The sequence below is a fragment of the Bythopirellula goksoeyrii genome, assembly GCF_008065115.1.
GTDB lineage: Bacteria > Planctomycetota > Planctomycetia > Pirellulales > Lacipirellulaceae > Bythopirellula > Bythopirellula goksoeyrii.
In genome coordinates this window covers 4,268,110-4,289,507 of sequence record NZ_CP042913.1, presented here as the reverse complement: position 1 = coordinate 4,289,507, position 21,398 = coordinate 4,268,110, and the positions used below count along the sequence as shown (strand labels likewise).

The 21,398-nt window shown below is 46.5% G+C and carries 16 protein-coding genes; 3 read left to right on the top strand and 13 right to left on the bottom strand.

The annotated features are described in order from the left end of the window. The first annotated feature begins 4 nt into the window (after positions 1-4). A complete protein-coding gene (locus Pr1d_RS17060) occupies positions 5-1,201 on the top strand; it encodes a glycine C-acetyltransferase (protein WP_238476527.1) in 1,197 nt (398 codons plus the stop codon). Here the strand turns inward: Pr1d_RS17060 and Pr1d_RS26110 are convergent. The 12 genes from Pr1d_RS26110 to Pr1d_RS17000 all read right to left on the bottom strand — a co-directional run bounded on the left by Pr1d_RS26110 (position 1,155) and on the right by Pr1d_RS17000 (position 17,076). Beyond that, on the bottom strand, positions 1,155-1,463 hold the full coding sequence (locus Pr1d_RS26110) for a hypothetical protein (RefSeq protein ID WP_148074655.1): 309 nt from the start codon (positions 1,461-1,463) through the stop codon (positions 1,155-1,157). The genes Pr1d_RS17060 and Pr1d_RS26110 overlap by 47 nt on opposite strands. Before the next feature lie 261 nt (positions 1,464-1,724). Continuing rightward, on the bottom strand, positions 1,725-2,858 hold the full coding sequence (locus Pr1d_RS17050) for a DUF1559 domain-containing protein (RefSeq protein WP_148074654.1): 1,134 nt from the start codon (positions 2,856-2,858) through the stop codon (positions 1,725-1,727). A 307-nt stretch (positions 2,859-3,165) separates the two neighbouring features. After that, positions 3,166-4,044: a hypothetical protein gene (locus tag Pr1d_RS17045; protein WP_168205304.1), complete on the bottom strand. Its 879-nt coding sequence runs from the start codon at positions 4,042-4,044 to the stop codon at positions 3,166-3,168. A 770-nt stretch (positions 4,045-4,814) separates the two neighbouring features. Beyond that, positions 4,815-6,326, bottom strand: a complete 1,512-nt coding sequence (locus tag Pr1d_RS17040) for a hypothetical protein (protein WP_210417752.1) — start codon at positions 6,324-6,326, stop codon at positions 4,815-4,817. A gap of 280 nt (positions 6,327-6,606) precedes the next feature. Continuing rightward, entirely contained in the window at positions 6,607-7,650 is a 1,044-nt protein-coding gene (locus Pr1d_RS17035) for a Gfo/Idh/MocA family protein (protein WP_168205303.1), read from the bottom strand. Continuing rightward, the gene (locus tag Pr1d_RS17030) at positions 7,647-8,972 is read right to left on the bottom strand and encodes an MFS transporter (RefSeq protein WP_148074650.1); all 1,326 of its coding nucleotides are present in this window, start codon (positions 8,970-8,972) and stop codon (positions 7,647-7,649) included. The genes Pr1d_RS17035 and Pr1d_RS17030 overlap by 4 nt, the downstream gene beginning before the upstream one ends. Positions 8,973-8,980: 8 nt before the next feature. Further along, positions 8,981-9,832: a sugar phosphate isomerase/epimerase family protein gene (locus Pr1d_RS17025; protein WP_148074649.1), complete on the bottom strand. Its 852-nt coding sequence runs from the start codon at positions 9,830-9,832 to the stop codon at positions 8,981-8,983. A 35-nt stretch (positions 9,833-9,867) separates the two neighbouring features. Further along, positions 9,868-11,025, bottom strand: a complete 1,158-nt coding sequence (locus Pr1d_RS17020; protein WP_148074648.1) for a formylglycine-generating enzyme family protein — start codon at positions 11,023-11,025, stop codon at positions 9,868-9,870. 395 nt (positions 11,026-11,420) lie between these two features. Continuing rightward, complete coding sequence (locus Pr1d_RS17015) at positions 11,421-13,979, bottom strand: DUF4962 domain-containing protein (RefSeq protein WP_148074647.1); 2,559 nt, start codon at positions 13,977-13,979, stop codon at positions 11,421-11,423. A 35-nt stretch (positions 13,980-14,014) separates the two neighbouring features. Beyond that, positions 14,015-15,331, bottom strand: a complete 1,317-nt coding sequence (locus tag Pr1d_RS17010; protein WP_148074646.1) for a Gfo/Idh/MocA family protein — start codon at positions 15,329-15,331, stop codon at positions 14,015-14,017. Positions 15,332-15,361: 30 nt separating this feature from the next. Next, positions 15,362-16,264 (bottom strand): 3-keto-disaccharide hydrolase, encoded by a 903-nt coding sequence (locus Pr1d_RS17005; RefSeq protein WP_148074645.1) that lies wholly within the window; start codon positions 16,262-16,264, stop codon positions 15,362-15,364. Next, a complete protein-coding gene (locus Pr1d_RS17000) occupies positions 16,261-17,076 on the bottom strand; it encodes a sugar phosphate isomerase/epimerase family protein (RefSeq protein WP_168205302.1) in 816 nt (271 codons plus the stop codon). The genes Pr1d_RS17005 and Pr1d_RS17000 overlap by 4 nt, the downstream gene beginning before the upstream one ends. Positions 17,077-17,394: 318 nt before the next feature. On the opposite strand from Pr1d_RS17000, the gene Pr1d_RS16995 reads away from it, so the two are divergent. Both Pr1d_RS16995 and Pr1d_RS16990 read left to right on the top strand, forming a co-directional pair. Next, entirely contained in the window at positions 17,395-18,600 is a 1,206-nt protein-coding gene (locus tag Pr1d_RS16995) for a LacI family DNA-binding transcriptional regulator (protein ID WP_148074643.1), read from the top strand. A 295-nt stretch (positions 18,601-18,895) separates the two neighbouring features. Further along, entirely contained in the window at positions 18,896-19,600 is a 705-nt protein-coding gene (locus tag Pr1d_RS16990) for a leucine-rich repeat domain-containing protein (RefSeq protein ID WP_148074642.1), read from the top strand. An 80-nt stretch (positions 19,601-19,680) separates the two neighbouring features. On the opposite strand, the gene Pr1d_RS16985 is transcribed toward Pr1d_RS16990, so the two are convergent. Then, on the bottom strand, positions 19,681-21,294 hold the full coding sequence (locus tag Pr1d_RS16985; protein ID WP_210417750.1) for an alanine/glycine:cation symporter family protein: 1,614 nt from the start codon (positions 21,292-21,294) through the stop codon (positions 19,681-19,683). Positions 21,295-21,398: the final 104 nt, after the last annotated feature.

Below are 21,398 nucleotides of genomic sequence, written 5' to 3'. Positions count from 1 at the left end.
ATCAATGCAAGAGAAATTAAGGACTTATATTAGCGAGCTGCGGCACGGTGGCTTGTACAAGTCAGAACGTGCGCTTCTTTCCAAGCAAAGTTCCCAAATTCTTGTCGCGGATAACACCCAAACACTTAATTTGTGTGCAAATAATTACTTAGGCCTTGCTAGCCACCCTGAAATCATTCGAGCAGCACATGAAGCACTTGATCGCTGGGGTTACGGCCTTTCTTCAGTACGATTTATTTGTGGTACTCAGGAGATCCATAAGGAGCTTGAAGCAAGATTAAGTCACTTTCTAGGTACCGAAGACACAATTCTTTACGGTTCGTGTTTTGACGCCAATGGAGGACTTTTTGAAACACTACTTTCTGATGAAGATGCGGTAATCTCAGATGCATTGAATCATGCGAGTATTATCGATGGCATTCGTTTGAGCAAAGCAAAGCGATATCGTTATAGAAACAACGACATGTGCGATCTTGAAGCAAAGCTTAAATTGGCGTTATCAGCCAAGCATCGCCTGATCGCGACAGATGGGGTATTCTCAATGGATGGCACCATTGCCAATCTATTTGAGATATGCCAATTAGCTGAACAATATGACGCAATGGTCATGATTGATGATTCACACGCAGTCGGCTTCATTGGCCCTACAGGGAGGGGAACACACGAATATCATAACGTGATAGACCGTGTCGACATTATTACTGGTACACTCGGCAAGGCTCTTGGAGGGGCAGGTGGAGGCTACACGAGCGGGCGCAAAGAGATAATAGATTTCCTCCGTCAACGATCACGTCCATATTTATTCTCTAATTCAGTTGCCCCGCCGGTCGTTGCAGCATCGCTGCGCGCTTTGGAATTAATAACAGAATCGACACAGCTGAGAGACCAACTGGAATTAAACACACGATTCTTTCGTTGTTCGATAGAAAAAATTGGTCTCGAAACAGTTCCTGGTGAACATCCGATTGTGCCTATCATGCTAGGAGATGCTTCCATTGCTTCAGCAATGGCTGATGCTTTGTTGAAAAAAGGTGTTTATGTAGTTGGATTTTCATATCCTGTGGTCCCGCGCGGCATGGCACGAATTAGAACTCAGATATCAGCGGCACATTCCCTAGACGAGTTGTCAAGAGCTGTCGATGCGTTTACTCAGGTCAAGGAGGACTTAATTCAAAACTCAATATATCCTCTTCGCCCGTAATCTTAGCAGTCAGCGGTGTAGTTTCTCTATTTCGATACCTATCCGGAATCCTCTCCTCGCCCGTAAGAACAATTTCAATATCTGACCCTTCTTGGCTTTCAACTTGTTTGTAGTCTCTTAAGGGAGTTACCATGACTTTATAGGCACCAACCGAAAGACCACTTTTAGGTTGAGTAAGTGTGTATGCTCCCCCATTTCCAAGAATCCCTACTGAAACCTCGCCAGTGCCTGGACGAAAGAAGGTAATATTTCCATGAACCACAGGAGTTCCTTGATACGTTACGACTCCCGAAACTGACCCAATATTCTTTCCCTCATTGCAACCGAAAGCACCAAAGCATAATAATAATGATATGCATGTTAGGAATCTTAGGCTGAGTTGATTTATAACCATCGATGTCGAAGTGATTAGTTTCCTTTTGCATCTGCGCATGCTGGAATTATCCAGGCTGTCTTAAATAATAACAATACGTTTTTCCTACAAGAGATATCATGAATGGTAGCGAATTCTAGAGTAGATGCCTTATAGCCCGCTCAGGATATTTCCATCATCACGGTTTGCAAGATTGCTAAATGTCTGTAAATCGGTAGCGTCCTGCAACAAACTGACATGCCCGTCGGCAAATAGTGCCATCGCACCACCGGGATGTGCTGACCGTATAGGCTTATTGCAGCCTAAATAACCCATAGTTTGAGGATCCCACACCTTGCTGTTGATCGGATACAAAACTGTGGTCATGTTGTAACAACGAGCACAATTTTTGCTAGCGCATCCATTAAATCCTTTAAATCGCATCGATTTTGGGCCATTGGGTTCAAAGTGGTGAGAGTTTCCTGTAAAGGCACTGTGCCGATTGGAAGATCTCAGGTCTATCTGCCCGGGGCCTTCCACAACTTGATAGCTTACGACAGCTTCGGTAAGTGCTTGAGTATAATCGGATTCTTCGCCAACCATAATAGTATTTGACGTACCATCGGTGCATTCAGAAATCTTTACATTATGTTGAATTCCGAGCATGCCTCCTGCGGAAACTGGACCATGATTCTCCTGAGGACTTGGATCCGTTTTCGGATGATAAACATTCAAGCTCGGATCATTCTCATCCACCCTAACGTAGGCAGCACCACTAATACCTACATAGCAAGTCTCGGCAAACTCCACGGAGCCTTCAGCTGTCTCTTGCGGATAAGATCTTGGCAGGGCACTACTGGGACAATGTAGTATGCCGGGCACAAAATTCGAGAGCGCACGAATGTTGTGGGAGAGTGCGCCTCCACTTTCAAGCCAGAAGGTGTCATCTTTAAAGTCTAGATTTACGTACGCATTCCCTGCTTCAAAGTATGGAAAGATCAATGCGGTCCACGTTGGTCCATGCTTCCAAATCGGATCCATGGCTGAAGACATTTCAGGGAATTCACCGAGTGCAGAATGATAATTCTGCAATGCCAAGCCTAATTGTTTCATATTGTTTGTACACTGCGAGCGTCGAGCAGCCTCCCTAGCTGCTTGCACCGCCGGTAGCAACAGAGCTACCAAAACACCTATGATGGCAATCACAACCAAGAGCTCTACGAGGGTAAATCCAATCCTTGTAACATACGATTTCCTTTTCGATATGGATCGCAATGTAATATTCCAAGCTTTGCTGTGAACCATGGCATGCTCCTCAGGAAAAGAGGGATACTGCTACTGTTTACCTACGAAAACCAAGCCACCATGCATGGAATGCTGCCAGTTTTTTCCGTATGCAGGATTTCGAGAATAAGGTTTTATGCATATGAGTCAATTATATGCTGTGATAATCAAACAAAATCGCGATATCCCAAATAGCATTTTAAATGTTTAATGGTCAATCCGTATGTGGAAGAGAATTTGAAATAAGCAGCGTGGCTAAGTTTTTGGAGAAGAAGGCCATAGCATTTTCAGCTTCAAATGCATCCCTTCGAATCAATCAATATCAATACTACTTTGTGAGTGGGTTGGGCGTGACTGTGTTTCTTGAATCGGTGTAGAGTCGGGGACGCGACGAACTGGCCCATGTCGGATCGTGTCCTGCCCCACTTTTGTCTGAGATGTCATCAGGTGTCGGATTGATATTCATGTACCAGATATTGGCTTGTCCATCAGCCGAAACTAATGCCTCAGATTGTGCCTCTGCCAAGATGTCCACCTCAGCCAATGACTTCGCAATGATCTTGATATGTCTAATCACACCGGACATACGTTCATGTTGAAAGTCTCGGTACCATGGCGAATCACCGAACGTGATTGCAGGATTTCGTGGTGTACTGTTCCCGTAGTCAGCAGCCGATTGATACTCGATGTAAGCTGATTTAGCCACAGAAGGAAGGGCTATATAGAATTTCGCGGTCTTTGACCCATTTTCGTTACAATTGATTCGAATTGCTTGCGTATACCACACGTTGGTTACCAGCATCCTAGACATTGTATCATTGTCACTTCTGCCCGTTCCAAGCGTGTCACGACCGTCCTGCATCCCAGCCAATTCCCATACGTGGCTAGGATTGTTGGTTCCTCCACGTGGAGGATAGGGATAAGGATGTGCACCATAATAAGCATCATATAAAGGAATACCTTCATTGAAGTGCCCATCAGCGCGCGAATACCACATAGTCGCGTAGTAGCCATTCTGTTGGCGAGGACGATATTTCCAAATGTAAGTAACTCCTTTATTGCTCGGTCCCCACATAGGAAGTCCATTGGCATTCGGATTCAACCATTGGAAGGCAACAAATGCATTTCTTGGCGCGTCACCATTGGATGGAAAATCAAGTCCAGTGTCCGAACGGACCGTGACTGGGGCGAATACGCAAACAAGCATCGGAAAAAGGCATACTACAAACGAGTGACTCAATTTCGTAAACTGGATTCGGAGTCTGGTTCTAGAGGTGTAGGCCAGCGGCATTTTAACTTTGTTCAGATTGAGTTTGGGGTGGGGGTATTAGCTAATTGGCAAAGCAAGGCCACAAGATTTTGAACTAATCAATGCGACAACTATTGACTAAGTATTGATCGTGTTGCGTTTCAGCCTTATCGAACTACCCGTATGTTCAATAAAAGTGCTATGACAGGGTTGTCAATCGGACTTGAAAAACTTCCGACAAACCACTTTCAGTAGTACACATCAAAGAGAAAACCGCTAACAACTTCAGCAAGACTCTCCTTGGCACGATCGTTCGCTGCGACTTCCTGAGCAGTCTCCTCGTTGTCTACGCACGCCTGTCAAAGATCCAGGCCAACGCCAAGTCGCGGCAATATTGCACCACCATCCCCACCGAATTGCCGGCCGAGATTCTCTAGAATCTAAAAAAGCTGACGATAATTCTCAAGGACCTCAGATAAATGCTCCTCATCGTGTCTTGATTTCACCTCATTGATAAAAAAGCTACTTGCTCCCATTCCAGATCGGCAAAATCAATTGCTGCAAAATGTCCAGCTGGCTTCTATCTGTAGTCGGTATCAGAGTTGCTTATTTCGAGCTGTTGCAATGATCATTTCGATTGATTAAATGTGAGAGAGGTTGTCTTGCAGTCAGTCTTGTGTTTGATGATCATGTCCATAGTTCCATACCTGCTTGCATGTTGAAGAATATTAGGGTCCGCATACGGTGCCTGATGCTCGATCACTAAGCTCTGTAACACCGACAGTCTCGTGCTCGTAAGAGACAGAAAGGGCTGGGCCGGGCCAAAGGACTTCAATTGAGTGCGTGTTGAGTCGTTCACCAGATTCTTCATCAAAGAGCGTGCCCGCTTCCGAATAGACAGATACCTTGTTTTCACCCAATTGAATTGTCTCTACAGGAATCTCTCTAATTGAATATGCATAATCGTGATTGGCTCCAGCGATCTTGCCTTGCCAGCGGTTGAATTTGAACCACTCCACTCCATCAACCTCATGATTGCTGTCGTCTCCGTTCCACGTTCGGAAATGAACCAATGCCTTAGTGGCCGTTTCAAGATTGTCGTTCTGTGGAATATAGATTTCGCTACTCCGAATTCGTTTTGCGCGCACCTGATAATCTTCAGGAACACTTCGAGGCTTGTATAGTTTCACAGATCGACCGATTCGTTGCAGACTGAGGTTCTCTACCAATTGAGTAACATACGAGAATCCATTTTTTTCTTTCACACGAGCGACGATCGAAATGCCTCCTTTCACCTGATCTGGTACCCACTGTGTATTCCAGGTGATTCTAAAAGGTGGGGAAGTGGCGCTTCCCAAGTGACCGGTGATGGGAATATCTGCAAGGAGCTCATCTTCACTGTGATAGATGCGATGATAAAAGTGATGCCAGTCTTGGAAATAGCCATCACCATTTTCATCGTAGCCATCGTACCTAGCAAGGAAATCAACTTTTTCGATCTTGGAATTATCGGGTGCTTCAAACACGATCTCAGGGTTATCCAAAACAACATCACCTGCCGCTGGAATGACAATTTCCCCTGGTGATGTAACAAATGAAGAGGGGTAGTAGACCCTGAGAACAATGCCGTAGAGCCCCCATTGGCCCCACCCCCAGTTGTGGCTCACCTGCCCGCCTGATTTTCCGGAAAAGGAATTCGTTCCTTCCTTCAAATGACTCAAAGGAATCTCAATGATTGGATTGTCCTGCGACATGTAACATTCGGGGTGATTATCTTTTGGGGTTGTCGTCAACTCAGGGAGCAAAAGCCATTTGTGTCCATTAAACCGAATCATTTTATCCGAGGTGCAAACATGACCGCCCCAGCGATCAACCAGAACTTCAGCTCGCATGGCTTGATCTAGATTCCCAAGTTCAATAAACGATGGCTTATTAGTCTTTGATAGATATTGTTCTTTGGTCTTGTGTCCAAGAGAGGGATCAATAACTGCCCATTTTGGCCAGGCACCGGTTACTGCTTTGTATTCTTTGTAAACTTCTCCTGGCTTAGGTCCTGTAATAGCAGGCCCATTTTCATTCGTCGCACCCAACGGTTTTGCCATGTCACAAATTGCAAAACAGCAAGACAGTAGAAATACGGTCAAAAACTGATGGAGAGTGAGAACTTGGTTATCTGATCTCAATGTATCTGTGCTTTCTAAAATTACCGTATTCCCATCATGCCTGCAGGCGTCTAACATACCCCTCTTTCTATTGGAATAGGTTGTTATCATATACAAATCATCATTCTCAACAGAGTTAGATTGTTAGTGGCCATCGAAATTCATTGCAGATGTCACGAGCATCTCTGTACTGTCGGCGTGCCATGGGTCTGTATTCCCCAGATGCAATCGATTGCATGGTCTTTCTTGCATCTCGCAATAAAATAAGATTTCTGGCTGCTGCATTCAGTTCAATATGTGATATTGGTGCTACTATAAAAAGCTTGCTATGGAAGTGCCGATGATGTTTGGCGAGCGTTTACGGGAAAGCAAGATTGTCTGATTGCATTTGGCAGATTTGAATCGCATCGCGGGCAAGGTCGCATGCCAGCACGCCAGCTGTGAGCTCACCTGGGATCACCTTCGAAACGTGTTCTAGCTCAGCCGCAAAAGCATGCATAGGATCACCATTACCAAGGCTTGGGTAAGTTGCATGTCCTCGTGAATCGAGGAGTATCGGCTTGCAAAGATAGCGTCCTTGCTCCTCGCCTATGCCAGAATCAATAACTGCAAAATCAAAGGCAAGTGTCGCCTTTTCCATCTGAATTTCAAAACCATGCAGGAAAGGCCGTCCCTGCTGATTGATGACTCCACTAGTAGCAAGCACGTGAACAGTGCCGTCAGAAAACTCGAATAAAGAAGACCAATGTTCTGCTAAACCGTTGCGCTGCGAGCCGCGCGTTGTGACTCTGGAAGGCATGCCAAATAGTAAACGAATGAAGTGGGCGTCATGGACATGCAAATCGAGCATTGGACCGCCTACAACATCAGCCTTCCAGTAATCCGTCAGCCAGGAAGGATCGGAGATAATCCGCTTGAACGATCCACTTAGTATCTTTCCGTACTTGCCAGAATGTACTTCCTGAAGTGCCCATGCATACTCGGGGTTAAAGGGCAACACGTGTCCAATGAGGAGTTTGCGATCGGAATCGATAGCTGCTTGAAGCATTCGGTCACAGTCGCCGACGTCCATAGCCATTGGTTTTTCACAAAAGACGTGCCTTCCTGCCTGAAGTGCCTTGATAGCGATTTCAGCATGCATGGCTGGTGGCAATGTGATATCTATTAAGTCAACATTTGCCTCGGCAATTAGCTCCTCCGCAGATTCATAGGTCAGTATACCTGTCAGATCCATTTTCTGGCCTACTGGGCCAAAGTTTCCTTGAATTTCAGACCAGTCACCATTCAACCGATCTCGATTGCTGTCACAAATGGCAACCACCTCAATGCCCAATAGTTTTAGGTACGTCAGATAATGCACCATCCCCATGAAACCAACGCCAACGATTCCTACACGGATCATGCTGATACCTCTGATAGTTCGATTCTTATTTCTCGGTCGCGAAATAGCAATGTAAAGAGTGTTAGGATTAGCACCGACATCGCGGCAGGCAACATCCAAAAAACCTGCCATTGGTCCATGGTTTCCGCTAGCAGCTTCGTATCGACTCCTTCAGGCTGACTTACTAAGAATACTTGACTCAACGACTCTGTAAACGATTGAGAAGTGGCCGCTGAGACTGAATGGAGCGATTTGTTGAGAGCATCATGACTTCGAACCGTATTACCAAACTGTGTGTCGGCAATCCAATAGCCGAAGAACATGCCCACTCCCTGTGTAAAAAACACAAGCATGCTCTGCGCCTGGCCTCGCATGTCAGCAGGAGCTTCTCGGTCGGTGTACATAAAGCCGGTTACAAAGAAGAAGTCATAGCAAATGCCGTGCAGAATAACTGCCACAAGCACAAGAGATGATTGTTGATGTGCCGCTCCCAAAGCGAAAAGGAGGTAACGCAGGGCCCAGGCTGCCATCCCCATGACTATCATCCACTTGACTCCCATGCGGCGGAAAAAGAACGGAATAAGCAACATAAAGAAGATCTCACTCATTTGTCCTATCGTCATCGTCGATGCTGGCTCAGAGAAACCCAATTGGCCGAGAAACGCTGATGTATAGGCATAGTAGTAAGCTAGTGGAATGCAGATGAGTGTTGAGCAAATCATGAACACTAAGAACGGGATTCTGCGCAGGAGAGCCAACGCATCAAGCATTAACAGTGCTGACAGATCAATTGGCTTACCGCGACCCGGTGGCGGTGTGTGTGGCAATGTAAACGAATATAATCCTAATAGAAGCGAGCAGCCCCCTGCCAACTGAAAAATATCGAACTTGGCAGACCAGCCGAGGAATCCAACGATGAGGCCAGCAACTATCCAGCCAATCGTTCCCCAGACGCGGATTCTTGGAAAATTGTTTTGATCAGGTATGTTGGAAAAGACAATAGTATTGGAAAGGCCTAGTGTCGGCATAAAACGAAGCATGTGTCCCAGGCACAACCATTCGATGGTTTCACTCGACCCTGACTTGGCAAAACCAGGAATTGAGATTAGTATTCCGCCGCCAAGCAGCAACAACACGGCCATTACGATCTGCGAAGAGAAAAACCGGTCTGCAATCAAACCCAAGAACAAAGGGGCAACAATCGCAGCGACAGGCGCACTCTGATAAGCACCACCAATGGCATCACTAAGCCCATTTTTACCAAGGCATAGCCCTAGTGTCGCAAACCATGAACTCCAGGTAAAGAACTGCAGGAACATCATGATTGAGAGTCGTGTTGTTATATATATGGCTAGGTTCCTTGCTTGAATCGATCGAGTATCTTAATTGCATCACTCAATTCTGCCTTCTGACGAACTGGGTCATGAGGAATTTCTCTTTCGATGGTGAGTGGCCCGAAATAGCCGATGGCGTCAAGAGTCCGAAGATATTCGGCTATATTCAAAGCTCCTTCACCTAGCGGCACCTCTAATCCCCAAGTTATGCCGGGGTGAGCTGACCAGAGAGCATCTTTGATATGCACACTCCGAACATAAGGTCCGATCATCTTAAGTGCTGGGATAGGTTCTCCACTTCCGTAAAGAATCATGTTGGCGGGGTCAAAGTTAACATAGAGATTTGATTGATTGACAGCTTTCAAGAAATTCAACAGATCATCGGAAGATTCTTGGCCTGTTTCTAAGTGAATATTGACGCCCTGTTGGGCCGCGTATTCACATACCTCACTAGTCGACTCAACAACCTTTCCAAATGTTATATCTGAGGAGTCTTTCGGTATTACACCGATGTGCAATCCAGTCGCTCCGACATTCAAACAACTCGTGTAATCGATAATCTCCTTCAGCTCATCCATGCGATCTGGACGAGTGCTCTCGGGAACTAAGCCAATTGTTCGCTGCACCGTGGAAATGTTCTTGTAGTCTTCTCCGTCAAATCCTGCGAAGACGACGGTAATCTGCAGTCTGAGATTATCCATTTTCTTGGCGAGTTTATTCGCCGCGATTGGACTACGAAGCTCTCTGCTTGGGACGTGCAGGTGAACCGTAGTTACCCCCAACTCATGCGCTAGATCAACTTCGATCCCCAGACCTCGGTCGACACTCACAAATATTCCTAGCGGCCATTTTGCTTCTTGACTTCCCATCAAATGAGTGTCCTAAATACGGAATGAACGATGATTTAATTGGAAGTTTTCAGTTGTTCAATTGCTTTCGGCAATTGCGGATCAACAATTCCCCAGCTCCCGCGACCTTCTTGATAAACGCGACGATTGACGTCTCGCGTAATCTCCTCTAAATCTGCGTCCCAGAATTTTTTCCATTCACTTCGTGCAGGTGGGTTCTTTGGGCGAACTAAGCGAAATCCGATGGAGAGTCCTTCGTCACTGGCAAACCACCAAGGGCTTTGAGGATGATTGGGATCGGAGCTTCGCCACTGGTCATCGTCGGACGGCAGACGCGATGCAGACCTGCACTCTGATGCCTCACTGGAATACCAAGAGCCCCCGCGTAACACTCGCGGAAAAAGTTTCGTGGGCCAGTTGGTTAGATCATCAGAGACTTCCGTTTGAGATGAGTATTTCGCATATTGCCCAACGTCATATTGATCTAGGGTCCATTCCCAGACGTTCCCGTGCATGTCAAACAATCCCCAATGATTGGGCTTCAGTTGTCCGACTGTTGCTGCAGTGAACCGGTCTTCTGAATTCATATAGTACCAGGCATACTCCCTAAGCATCTCTGGATCGTCACCAAACGAATAAGCTGTTGTCGTGCCAGCACGACAAGCATATTCCCATTCTGCCTCATTAGGTAGCCGATAAAACTCACCGGTGAGTAAGCTAAGCCATTTGGTGTATTGCTTGGCAGCATATTGGCTCATCGAAACAGCAGGTTGACGTGGATCGGGATCGCCATCCGCTCCATAAGTAAAACTAGGCTCATATAGTTTGGAAGGAGCGCTGACGGCATCGATCTTGTTGTCCCGAGTCATTTTACGAATGCCTTCGTCAGCAAACGCATCGAAAACTCCGCACAACTTCATGAATTCATGGTATTCAGACCAAGTGACCTCATATTTCCCAACCCAATTGGAAAGAATTCTCACTTCAACTTGTGGGCTTTCTCCTTTGGAATGTCCTCTCTCTTCAGTAGGACTGCCCATGAGAAGGGTCCCACCTTCTACTGCAACCATTTCAAACTGGACGTCTGTGCCAGGAATCACTCTGGCGTAGTCGACAAATCCTTGTTCCCCTTTCAGTGGACTTTGTGTAAGAACCATAGCAACCATCATCGCCAGATTTGATGGAAATCGGAGCGGAAACTCTGAAGTATTCATTTTGAAGCTTGCACGCTGCTAGTGGTGTTAGATAGATGATGAAATAACAATACATTCTCTAATCGATAAATGAACCTGAGAGGTGAAATAGGGACTTTTTGTACCTTTCAACACTTTGAAGTTTTAAAGAACAATTTCCTGCAAATACAATTCGTAATTAGGCAAGAATTTACCCGATTTGAAGTAGCGAAATATTAGCTTATAGCAAATCTCAAGAGTCAGACTCAAAAACACCAGTTCACAACACGATTGTCTAATGGGTATTCAACCAATCGCAGCCCACAAATTACGGCCTGTATCCATCAACTAGAATATGGCCGGAACATCTCCAGTGTTGTTAGACGTTCACTTCCACTATCGGGATTCCATTTGGTCTGAAGCCTTGATATACACGGTCAAAGCTCACTCGCGGTTTGGACTATGATACGCCCCATATAATGTCTGCCGCACATGTCAATCTCCCCCAGCTCACCGGGCCCCCACCAGACCGCCGTGGAAGTCTTTCCAACCTGAAACCTGACGGTGTTCTTACGCTCAATTACTTTGATGGATGGTGATACTTCACCTTCGCGAAAAGGTACAAAAACGACACAGAATTTTGCTTCTTCCACATTATTCTTCGTATGGGCAGTGAGGTGCCATTGGCGTGGCAAATGACTCGTGGTCCCTCCAGAAGGAATAGTAAACTTGTTTGTTTGTGAGAACGTGATAGGTTGAGAAGCAACAATTCGTACTGCGGCACGGGCCTTGCCTTGTCGAATGACTATTGATCCGGACATAGGCTCAACTTCCATCTTGCTGAGCGTATGCAGTAACCAATCATAGGACGTGGGATGGGCTGATTTTAGATAATCGTACACCACTAATATTGGCCTTTCAGCAGAAGCTACGAAAGCAAGGGTCCGCTCAAACTTTTCAACTTTCGGAAGAATTGGTGGATGAATCTTGCCTAGATGTTCTTGCCACATTTTTGCAATTTCCTCATTCGGGGATTGATTATAAGCCGAAGACGCCTCCCCGCGTACGATCGTTACGTCATTTGATCGTTCATAATGTTCGATCGACCCTATCGCATTCCAGTTCTTGGTTGCCTGCCCGCGGCCGTTAACAAGTATGCCGTTGTGGGCTAGAGTTTGCTGTGTCCACAGCGCGTGATGAGGATCACCATAATAGGGATAGTAACCCGAATCGATTGCAAGTGCTTCGCCAAAAGCGTGGAATTGGAAAGTATTCTGATCAGCGTGGCTATGGCTAAAGGAGCCAAATCGACTCGACTTAAACAATACCCAAACATCGTTATCAGCGTCGCCAAACGCCGAATGCATGGCTGCCCAACCTATGTTGGGCAGCAGCTTTGTGACAACAGTGGGTACTGGCATTTCTGCGTTTGGCTCATAAGTACCAGCTCGCAATAGAGAAAAAAGATCTTCTAAATGTTGTTCATTCCAATTGGTTTCATTTCCCAAATTGGACTTCAAGTGAAGCGATGGCACATTTATCGACTGGGCATGCCACTTTAAAACTGAGTCACAAAAAGTGTTTGCCAAAAAGTCAATCAATGATTTCTCACAGACCGAGCGATCTTTCTCCGCTTGCCCTTTATTACCACCATCTCCAAAAGCGTTCATCGGTGCATAGGGCGGATGAAAGTAGAGAGAAAAGTAGCCATGATTCTTGTAGAAGGGGCGGCGCAGAATATCGACATCTGTTACTCTGCATAGTGCTTCAGCAAACGTACTATGCCTATAAACATAGCTCGATCCGTAACTGGTTCCCTGAGCCCAGCCACCATCATCGCCGCCCCAGCAGGGATAGCTAGTCAAGTAACAGCGTAACACATAATCAAGCCAATCATCAGCTTCTGGAATATCTCCTAGGAACGAGAGCCCTGCATGGCCGAGAAAAGCGAGTGATCGGCCTTCATGATTTGAGAATGGATGGGAAAGAAAATCTTGCTGATGCAACACTGCAAGAACTTGATTGCCTCGTTCAGTCATTACTTCCAAGATTCTTTCACGTTCCTCTGGCAGCAATTCGTCACCAATCCAATCCCAGGCAAATGCCATCCTTTCTAACAAAGCCATCGAAGCTTCGTCGTTGCCCACAGCCCCCCCCGGGAGTGGAATATCGTGGCTGATGATGCCTCGAGGGTCCCAGCTGGCTAGATTCATCATCCACTTTCTTGCAGCGACAAGGTATTTTCTATCGCCAGTGAGTTGATAAGCAAGGGCAGTACGTGCGAGATGCGCACTACCGACCTTGCCCACCTTAAGTATTCGGCGCCAATCTGATTCGTTGAAGCTGTTATTAGCATAACCTTCAGGTTCTGCGTACGGCTTCTCATCTATCGCACCATTAGCAGCGGACAAAAAATACTCCCAATGGTCAACACGACCTTCGTCAATTTCTTTACGAATCGTACTAGGACGATCTCCCACTAGGAAAAGTCGTGGCCTGACGCCCACAATTTCTTTCCGAAGTTTTGCCACGTTGGGCAAAACTAATATCGGTGTCTCTTTACCTATCCTAAAACACCTAGTCTTAGAAAGGCCCCAGGGGCGACCGAATTCATTGAGATAGACCACTTGCCACCGATAGTCGCCAGGCATGAGCAACTTGGTAGGAGGGTAAACGGTAGAAAGTTGCCGATCAGCAACAATGATGAGAGCATCGGGGGCCGTTTTCGAGGACACCTCGATACGATACCGCTTAGCAGCTTCGTGAGGTGTCCAGCAGAAGCCTGGAGGGTTGACTCCTGCAGTATCTCCGTCTATCGGGTAGGCGATAAGCTCCTGATCTAACGCATCTCGTTCGACAATCGGTAGTCCCGTTGTCCAAACCAAGTCAGCACGGGGTATTATCGCACTAGTAGAAATATCTTGAACTTCTGCAAACGCCGAGGCAGAAAGAAAGAAGAAGCCTATGATCTGAAATCGCCACGAAATAAGATACATTCAAACAACATCTCAAATGAAACCCTGACGGTTCTTCAGATGAGTTCTGTCACTCCTGGCACAGCTATCACCACTTCTGGAGCGTCACCCCAAGCATACTCTGGAGGAGACAAGTCCTCTTTCGAGTTCATTGCCTGCTCCCAAGTGACGGCTTCGCCAGTATATGTCGCCATCCGACCCATGATCGCAAGGAGGGTACTGTTAGACATGTATTCACCATCATTTACAGGTCTTCCATTGCGGATACTAGAGAACAACCGATCATGTTCGAGTTGATAAATGCTTTTTTGTCCCCTTTTCTTGCGATACCGCCACTTACCTTCTGCGTCGATGAACGTGTTTCCATCATCAAGATTGGCACATCCATGGCTGCCTTGCACGAAAGAGCGCGTATCGGTGCTGCAACCAGCTTGTTGCCGACAGTTGCTGACTAGTCGTGTGCCATCAAGATACTCGTAGGTAACACTGTGATGATCATAGATATTTCCATACTTCTCCTGTGTTCGTGCTTGCCGTCCGCCAATTCCAATCGCTCGATCAGGATAACTCTGTTTTACCCATGCACACACGTCAAGAAAGTGGATATGTTGTTCTACATTAAAATCTCCTGAAAGCCATGTGTAGTAGTACCAGTTTCGCAATTGGTTTTCCATGTCAGACCAAATGTGTTGACGCGGCTTTTCCCACAGAGTGCCGCGGTAATCATTAGCATAAAGCGTGCGAACTTCACCGATCTCACCATCATGGATTCGATCAATTGCTTCATTGAATCCTGGATCATCTCGATAACAAAGACCAGAAACAATAGATAGCTTTCGTTCATTGGCACGCCGACAAGATTCCAATACAGAACGAACGCCGGGTGCGTCTACCGCAACAGGTTTTTCACAAAACACGTGCTTACCACCCTCAATAGCCGCGCGCAAATGAAGAGGGCGGAAATGAGGAGGCGTAGCCAAAAGAACCACGTCGACACCGCTCTCTATCAGTTCTTGATAGGCATTGAATCCCGAAAACTGTCTCTTCTTCGGGACGTCTATCTTGCCCGCTACGTCCTTCTCTTGAGCCAGCGACTGCAAGCAAAGATCGATACGATCCCCAAACACATCTGCAATAGCAGTCAGTTGTATGTGTGGATCGGCTTGAAGGGCGTCAAGAACTGCACCAGTACCCCGTCCGCCGCAACCAACGACTCCTATTCGGAGTGTGTCACGACCTCCAACATGTGGGGTTGCCGTCTGACTCATCGCGTTGGTCGCAACACCCGAAGCTGCCGCCACAATGGAAGCAGTCTTTAGAAATTGACGGCGTGATGATACGTGTTGATAGTTTGATTTGTCTTTAATCGGCATAGCTCGCCTCCTAGAACCCAAAAAAACATGCTATCTGTTATCAGTATTAGTTTTCTTTATAGGCACCGAAACGGAGTATAGTTCCAGATTTCGGAAAAAGACTTCACTTCCTTCGTTCTCTAGTAGGATTTTTCCTGACGATGGAGAGACCTCATAGCACTCATTTACTGTAACCCCGTTGATCTTAATGGTGATGCGATCCCCGATACAGAGACACTCAACTCGAGTCCACTCTCCAACAGGATTTGCAACGTCATTTTCCCCGCGGTTATCGAGGCGTTCTTCAAAATCGACTTGGTGTCGAGACCACCAAAACTGTCTACCAGAATAGTCCGTTTTCGTGCCTCCGCGATTCCACCTAGTACGTCCATCAGATGCTAGGGTTGTATCGCTCGCGATGAATACTGGAATTGTGTTGCCGGCCAGATCTTGTCCCTGCATAACGATAAGATCTCCTTCACAACCCTGCGCAAGTTGACACTCAATTGAAGCCATCCACCTCCCCTTATAGTTTCCGTGGGCCCCGGTTGCGTGGAGTAATATTCCTGAGTTTCTTACACTTCCAGACCCATCAGTGTTCATGCCCCAACGGTACTCCAGACTTAAATGATAGTCTCTAAAGTTGTCGACTGTTGCGAGGTATCCTATCCCCTCACCACTAATGCGTATCATTCCATCCACGACCGAAAATGCTCTATTGGGATCCTCTTCGCCTACCCCCTGCAACCAATGATCAAAACCAGAAAGGTCTTGTCCATTGAAAAGCTGTGTAACTTTGCCGGATGAGGGAGACACTACTTGAGAGGACTGCCCAGCAGATGACGACAGTTCTACTTCACAGCCGGAAGCCCCTCTTAAAAATATCCCAGCTATCAGAGCCACTTGAGTGCCGAGGAAGGCTAATCGTGACAACTTCTTAGTATTTCCATTCATTCGTTAGGTTGCCTTTGAATACCGGAAATCACTGTTGCCAGGAATTCTCGTGCTCGGCTGGCCAGTTTGTCGACGTCTTCAGGCGTAGAAGGGGGAGAAACAAGAGGGGCAAAGACATTTTCACAACATAATGGCAGATCTCTGCCAGTAAATCCGACTGTGTGCAGTAACCGATAGTGGTCAATCTGTCCAAATCCAGGACCACAATCCTCGTCTTGAGGCCAATTTCGATGATCTTTAATGCAAAAACTCCTTACTAAATCTGCGCAGGCTTGAATGTCTTGAATCGGGTCGATATCCAGATAATCCATCACATTACCAGCGTCATAGTTGATTCTGATATTTGCGTGATCCACTTCTCGGACGATCTGTGCACATGCCTGGCCCGTACCTGTGGCACCGCCATGTTGCTTGATCACAAGAATCACTTGGTGATCGCCGGCAATCGGTGCAAGCTTCCTTAACCGCTCAATCCAAATCCGGAGATTACTTCCTTCGCTGTGCCCAAAAGTTAACACTTGACGAATTCCTGCAGCCCCAGCCTGTCGAATGCGAGAAGCCAGCTTCGATAGAGCGTTCTTATCTTCCGGATAGACTGTTGAAAACATCATCACTGGCTCCAGTCCCAGATCACGACATTGCTGAGCCAATTGTTTCGCGCTATGAGGCGGCGCTTCTATTGGAAGTAGCGGCAAAGGCTCTTCACCTAGTTTCTCGACATGCTTAGTCCCCCACGCCACATATTCAAAGCCAGATTCCTTGATACCTTGCAATGCCCTTTGAAATGGGAACCGCTGATATGGCAACGTCATACAAGCAATCTGGAAGTGCGTAAGCTCAGGAGAACCGCTAGAAGTAACTCCAGGGTTCCCACACTCGAGTTTTGTCTTTAGTTGATCACTTCTTGCATTCCACTGCTCTGCACCTAGCGCAGGTGAACAATTAAAGATCGTCGGACCGAAAGCGCCCGAACAAAAAGCGGCACTCATGACTTGCAGACAGGAACGACGATTTGTAAGTATTTGATCTTGCTTTGCACTGTCTCGCATAGTTAACTATTCTATAGGGAGTAACTCATCGATCCAAGAGTTTTCGCATTTTCACTACTCAATGGTGTATTGGTCATTCAAATGGGAAAACGCAAAAGAAGCACATCTTCTAAGTCTTTAGAGCGGAAGAATTCTGTCGACGACAACGGTGCAGAGAAAGCAATAGACCCCATAGCTTCTGCCGTTCAAAGACCTCTTCCTTTGGTAGCACAAGTCGAACAATCGCTGCGTTCTGCCATTCATGACAATGTTTTTCCTGGTGGTCGACTACCGACATTAATCGACCTGGCTGACCAATTGCGTGTCAGTCGAGAGACAGTTCGGCTGGCACTCAACTCATTGGAAAATGAGGGTTTGATTTCTAAGCGAAGACGGCGAGGAACATTTATCAGTACTCCAGCTATACCGCTAGTTGTTAAAGCCCCCAAGCGGAGGGTATTAGGGTATTTGGTTGAACAAGGGTTTTTGGATGAGTGCGATTTTTCTGATATGAATTCCGAGGTGGTCTCGCAGTCTCAAAGTAGCTTGATCCTGTCGGGAGCCATCAAGGAAGCAGGAAATCAGGGCTACCAGATTTTAACTGCCAGTGCTAAGGCCCAAGAACTTTGCAAAGCATTTGATGAGCTCAATGAACTTGAGCACCTAAGTGGAATGATCCTTGCTTGCGTAGAAGGAGGAAAACTGCACAAGCGAATAGTCGGTAGAGGCATCCCTTCGGTCATCGTTGACCACGATGTAAATGTACCAAAGATTGGATCGGTCCGCCCCGATTCAAACCAGAATGCACGTCTCGCAATACAATATCTTGCCAAATTGGGACATCGCAAGATAGCCTGTGCACAGTGGCAACAAAGTGATCTCAATCCCTGGTTTCTCCGCGGTTATCGTCAAGGACTTCGCGAGAATAACTTAAAGCGTTGCCGTGCTTGGGAGATATTTGTCAAATTGAACGAGAAAGGAGCCAACGAGGCATTGACCCGACTAATGGACCTCTCTCCGCGCCCTACTGCGGTACTCTGCTTCCACAATACATTTGCAAGCCAAATGATTGCTCTAGCGTGGTGTAAAGGATTCAGGATTCCCGAAGATCTAAGCATTATGGGTGGTGGAGGCGAGGAAGTGAGAGACCTCACTTGTGCACAAATCAGTTGGCAAGACTTAGGGAGCGTCGCAGTGAAGTCTTTACTGAGGGCAATTGATGGCGGCAAAAACTACAAAGCTGAGCATATTGTGCTCCCCTACAAACTCCGACCAGGAAAGACCACGGCATCCATAAAAGATGGTTGAGATTTTTTGTAGACGACCTTTAGTGTCCATGAGCAGTATTCATACTGATTGATTTAAGTCAATCAGTTTTTCGGAGAACTATGTAAGGTTTTCTTCCACCCGCATTACTTTCTTTAGCCCGAATGGCGCTAACTTGCTCAAAGGTTTTATCGCATGTTACTTTGTAAACATTGTACCATTCCATTGAAACTAATGCCGGAGCCTTTCTAGTAGCATATTGCATTTCAACGTGCCGTGACAACGGTTGACCAAAAGTTGGATTTCCTCAATTCGTGATTGATAGGATTCTGCGCATATGAAGCTATTTAAGAAACCAATTATTGTGATCACCATCCTGGTTGTAGGTGTTACAAGCGCCATTGGCATAGTCATCGAAAAACGCAGGCAGGTGGCTGCTGAAGCAGCCGTTCGCCAGAAGCTGGAGCAGCTAGGTGCCGTGGTGACAACTACCACCGATCAGCAGCACGTCACGAGTATCGCTCTGCTACCCAATACTCAGCACAAGGACTTAGAAAGCGCGATACAATTGATTTCAAGATTACCATTGCTAGAGTCCCTTAGACTGACCGGTACCAGTATTTCAGACGAACAGTTGGTTCATATTGCCGGAAGCACTTCTCTAACAATGTTGGATCTCAATCGGACAAGTGTCGGCGACATTGGACTCCAGTACTTGCAGGACATTAGCAATTTGCAGGCCCTATATTTATTAGGAACCTCGGTCTCTTCTCGTGGATTGGAAGCCATCAGCAAGCTAAGCAACTTGAAAATCCTCGATTTGTCCGAAACGAGAATCGATGGAACGCTTGCTCCATTGTTAGGTATGGATCAGCTGAATCACTTGCTACTTTCTAATGTCTCATTGAGTGACGATGCTGTCACCAATTTGCTGCAACTCAAATCACTGAATCGTCTAACAATTCGCGGAAGCACTTTAAGCGATGAATCCAATGGTAAATTGGACCAGACGAGTCTAAAGATTGACCGGACAAGTGATTAAGTCGTGTGCTTTCTTGGATAACGTCTTCACGATTGTGTACAGTGTACAGGCCTTTCCAGCTTGTATAGTGTCCTCGTTTATCATGAAATGGAGTTTTTCATCTCTCCAGATCGCAGTCGTCTTACATAGTCTCGACTGCCACGACTAATAGTCCCTGATAGCATAATCAAGCCTAGAATATTGGGAAACGCCATGCTGAACAACATCATGTCGGAGAAATCAATTACCGTTGAGAATGAAAGCATAGGACCGATGACCACACAAATAACGTATGCACATTGATAGGGTTTTATGCCACGTTCGCCAAGTAAGTATTCGATGGCTCGCTCACCGTAGTAACACCACGAAACCATCGTAGAATAGGCAAACACGAATACTGCGATACAAAGAAACTTAGGCGCCCAAACTCCCAGTGTTGAGAAGGCCGCTGCAGTTAATTCAACCCCTTTTTCATTCGAAACTCCTTCAGCATAGGGTAAGCAGGTGACCGGGTCAAAATGAGACTCAGTGACCAGTATCGACAGCGCTGTCATAGTACAAACAACAATTGTGTCGATGAAAGGTTCTATCATTGCGACAATTCCTTCACGAAAGGGCTCGGAAGTCTTGGCAGCAGCGTGAGCGATTGCAGCGGTCCCAAACCCTGCTTCGTTAGAAAAAGATGCACGCCGGGTGCCTTGAAGAATTGCTATTCCAATCAATGCACCGAAACCCGAATCTAGATTAAAAGCATCTGCAAGAATACTCGAAAGCGTCGAACCAAGTCGATCAATATTGCAAACAATAATTGCGATGCAAAGGAAACAGTAAAATGCACACATTGCAGGAACTAGCCTACCGGTTACCTCTCCAATCCGTCGAATTCCGCCTATAATCACCATTCCCACTAAGATAGCCATGATTGCTCCGACTACCCAAGCTTCTTCGGCCGGAACGTCTATTTGTCCAGAGATTATTCTGAACGTCTGATTTCCTTGAAAGATGTTCCCGCCACCCAATGCAGCAAAGACAGTAAAAATCGCATAAAGCTTTCCAAGAACCACACCTAACGAGCTTAGTCTGGGGAAGCGATCCTTAATGCCATCCTCCAAATAAACCATTGGGCCTCCTAAAATGCTGCCGTCTAACTTAACTCGACGGTAGTACTGAGCCATCGAACAGCTTGCGAACTTCATACTCATCCCTAGGAAGGCTGCTACCCACATCCAAAACACGGCTCCAGGACCTCCCATCGCAATCGCCGCGGCAACTCCTGCAATATTACCTAGACCAACGGTGGCGGAAAGAGCAGATGTTAAAGCCTGAAAATGAGATACTTCGCCTTCATCCTCCGATTTATCGAATCGACCACGAATAATCTCAACAGCATGGCAAAACATCCGAATGTTGATAAAACTGAGACGAGCTGTAAAAAAAATCCCGCCAAGAAGCAGGACCAAAAGTACCAAGGGAAACGTAACAGGAGGGCCGTTTGCCATAGGGTAAACCGGTATCTCAAAGAATAGCACGGTACCCAAGCAACAAACTAGTGCCTTAAAAACAAGCCTCACAGATTCTTGAATCTTACCATAATTAGAACTTTTCGGATCGTCCCGAATAACAGACCATTCCTGAATAAAACCTTGTTCCGTTTGCTCTGTTGTCGACTGCGGATGATCTACTTTTGTAACCTCTTGGGCATTGAGGGGTGACACAAAGAGCTGTAAGAGCAATACTCCGGTCGCCCAATTCCGACCACAAAACAGATGCAAGATCGTGATAACCCCTAACACCATCCTATTCACAGCACCAGCCTTCT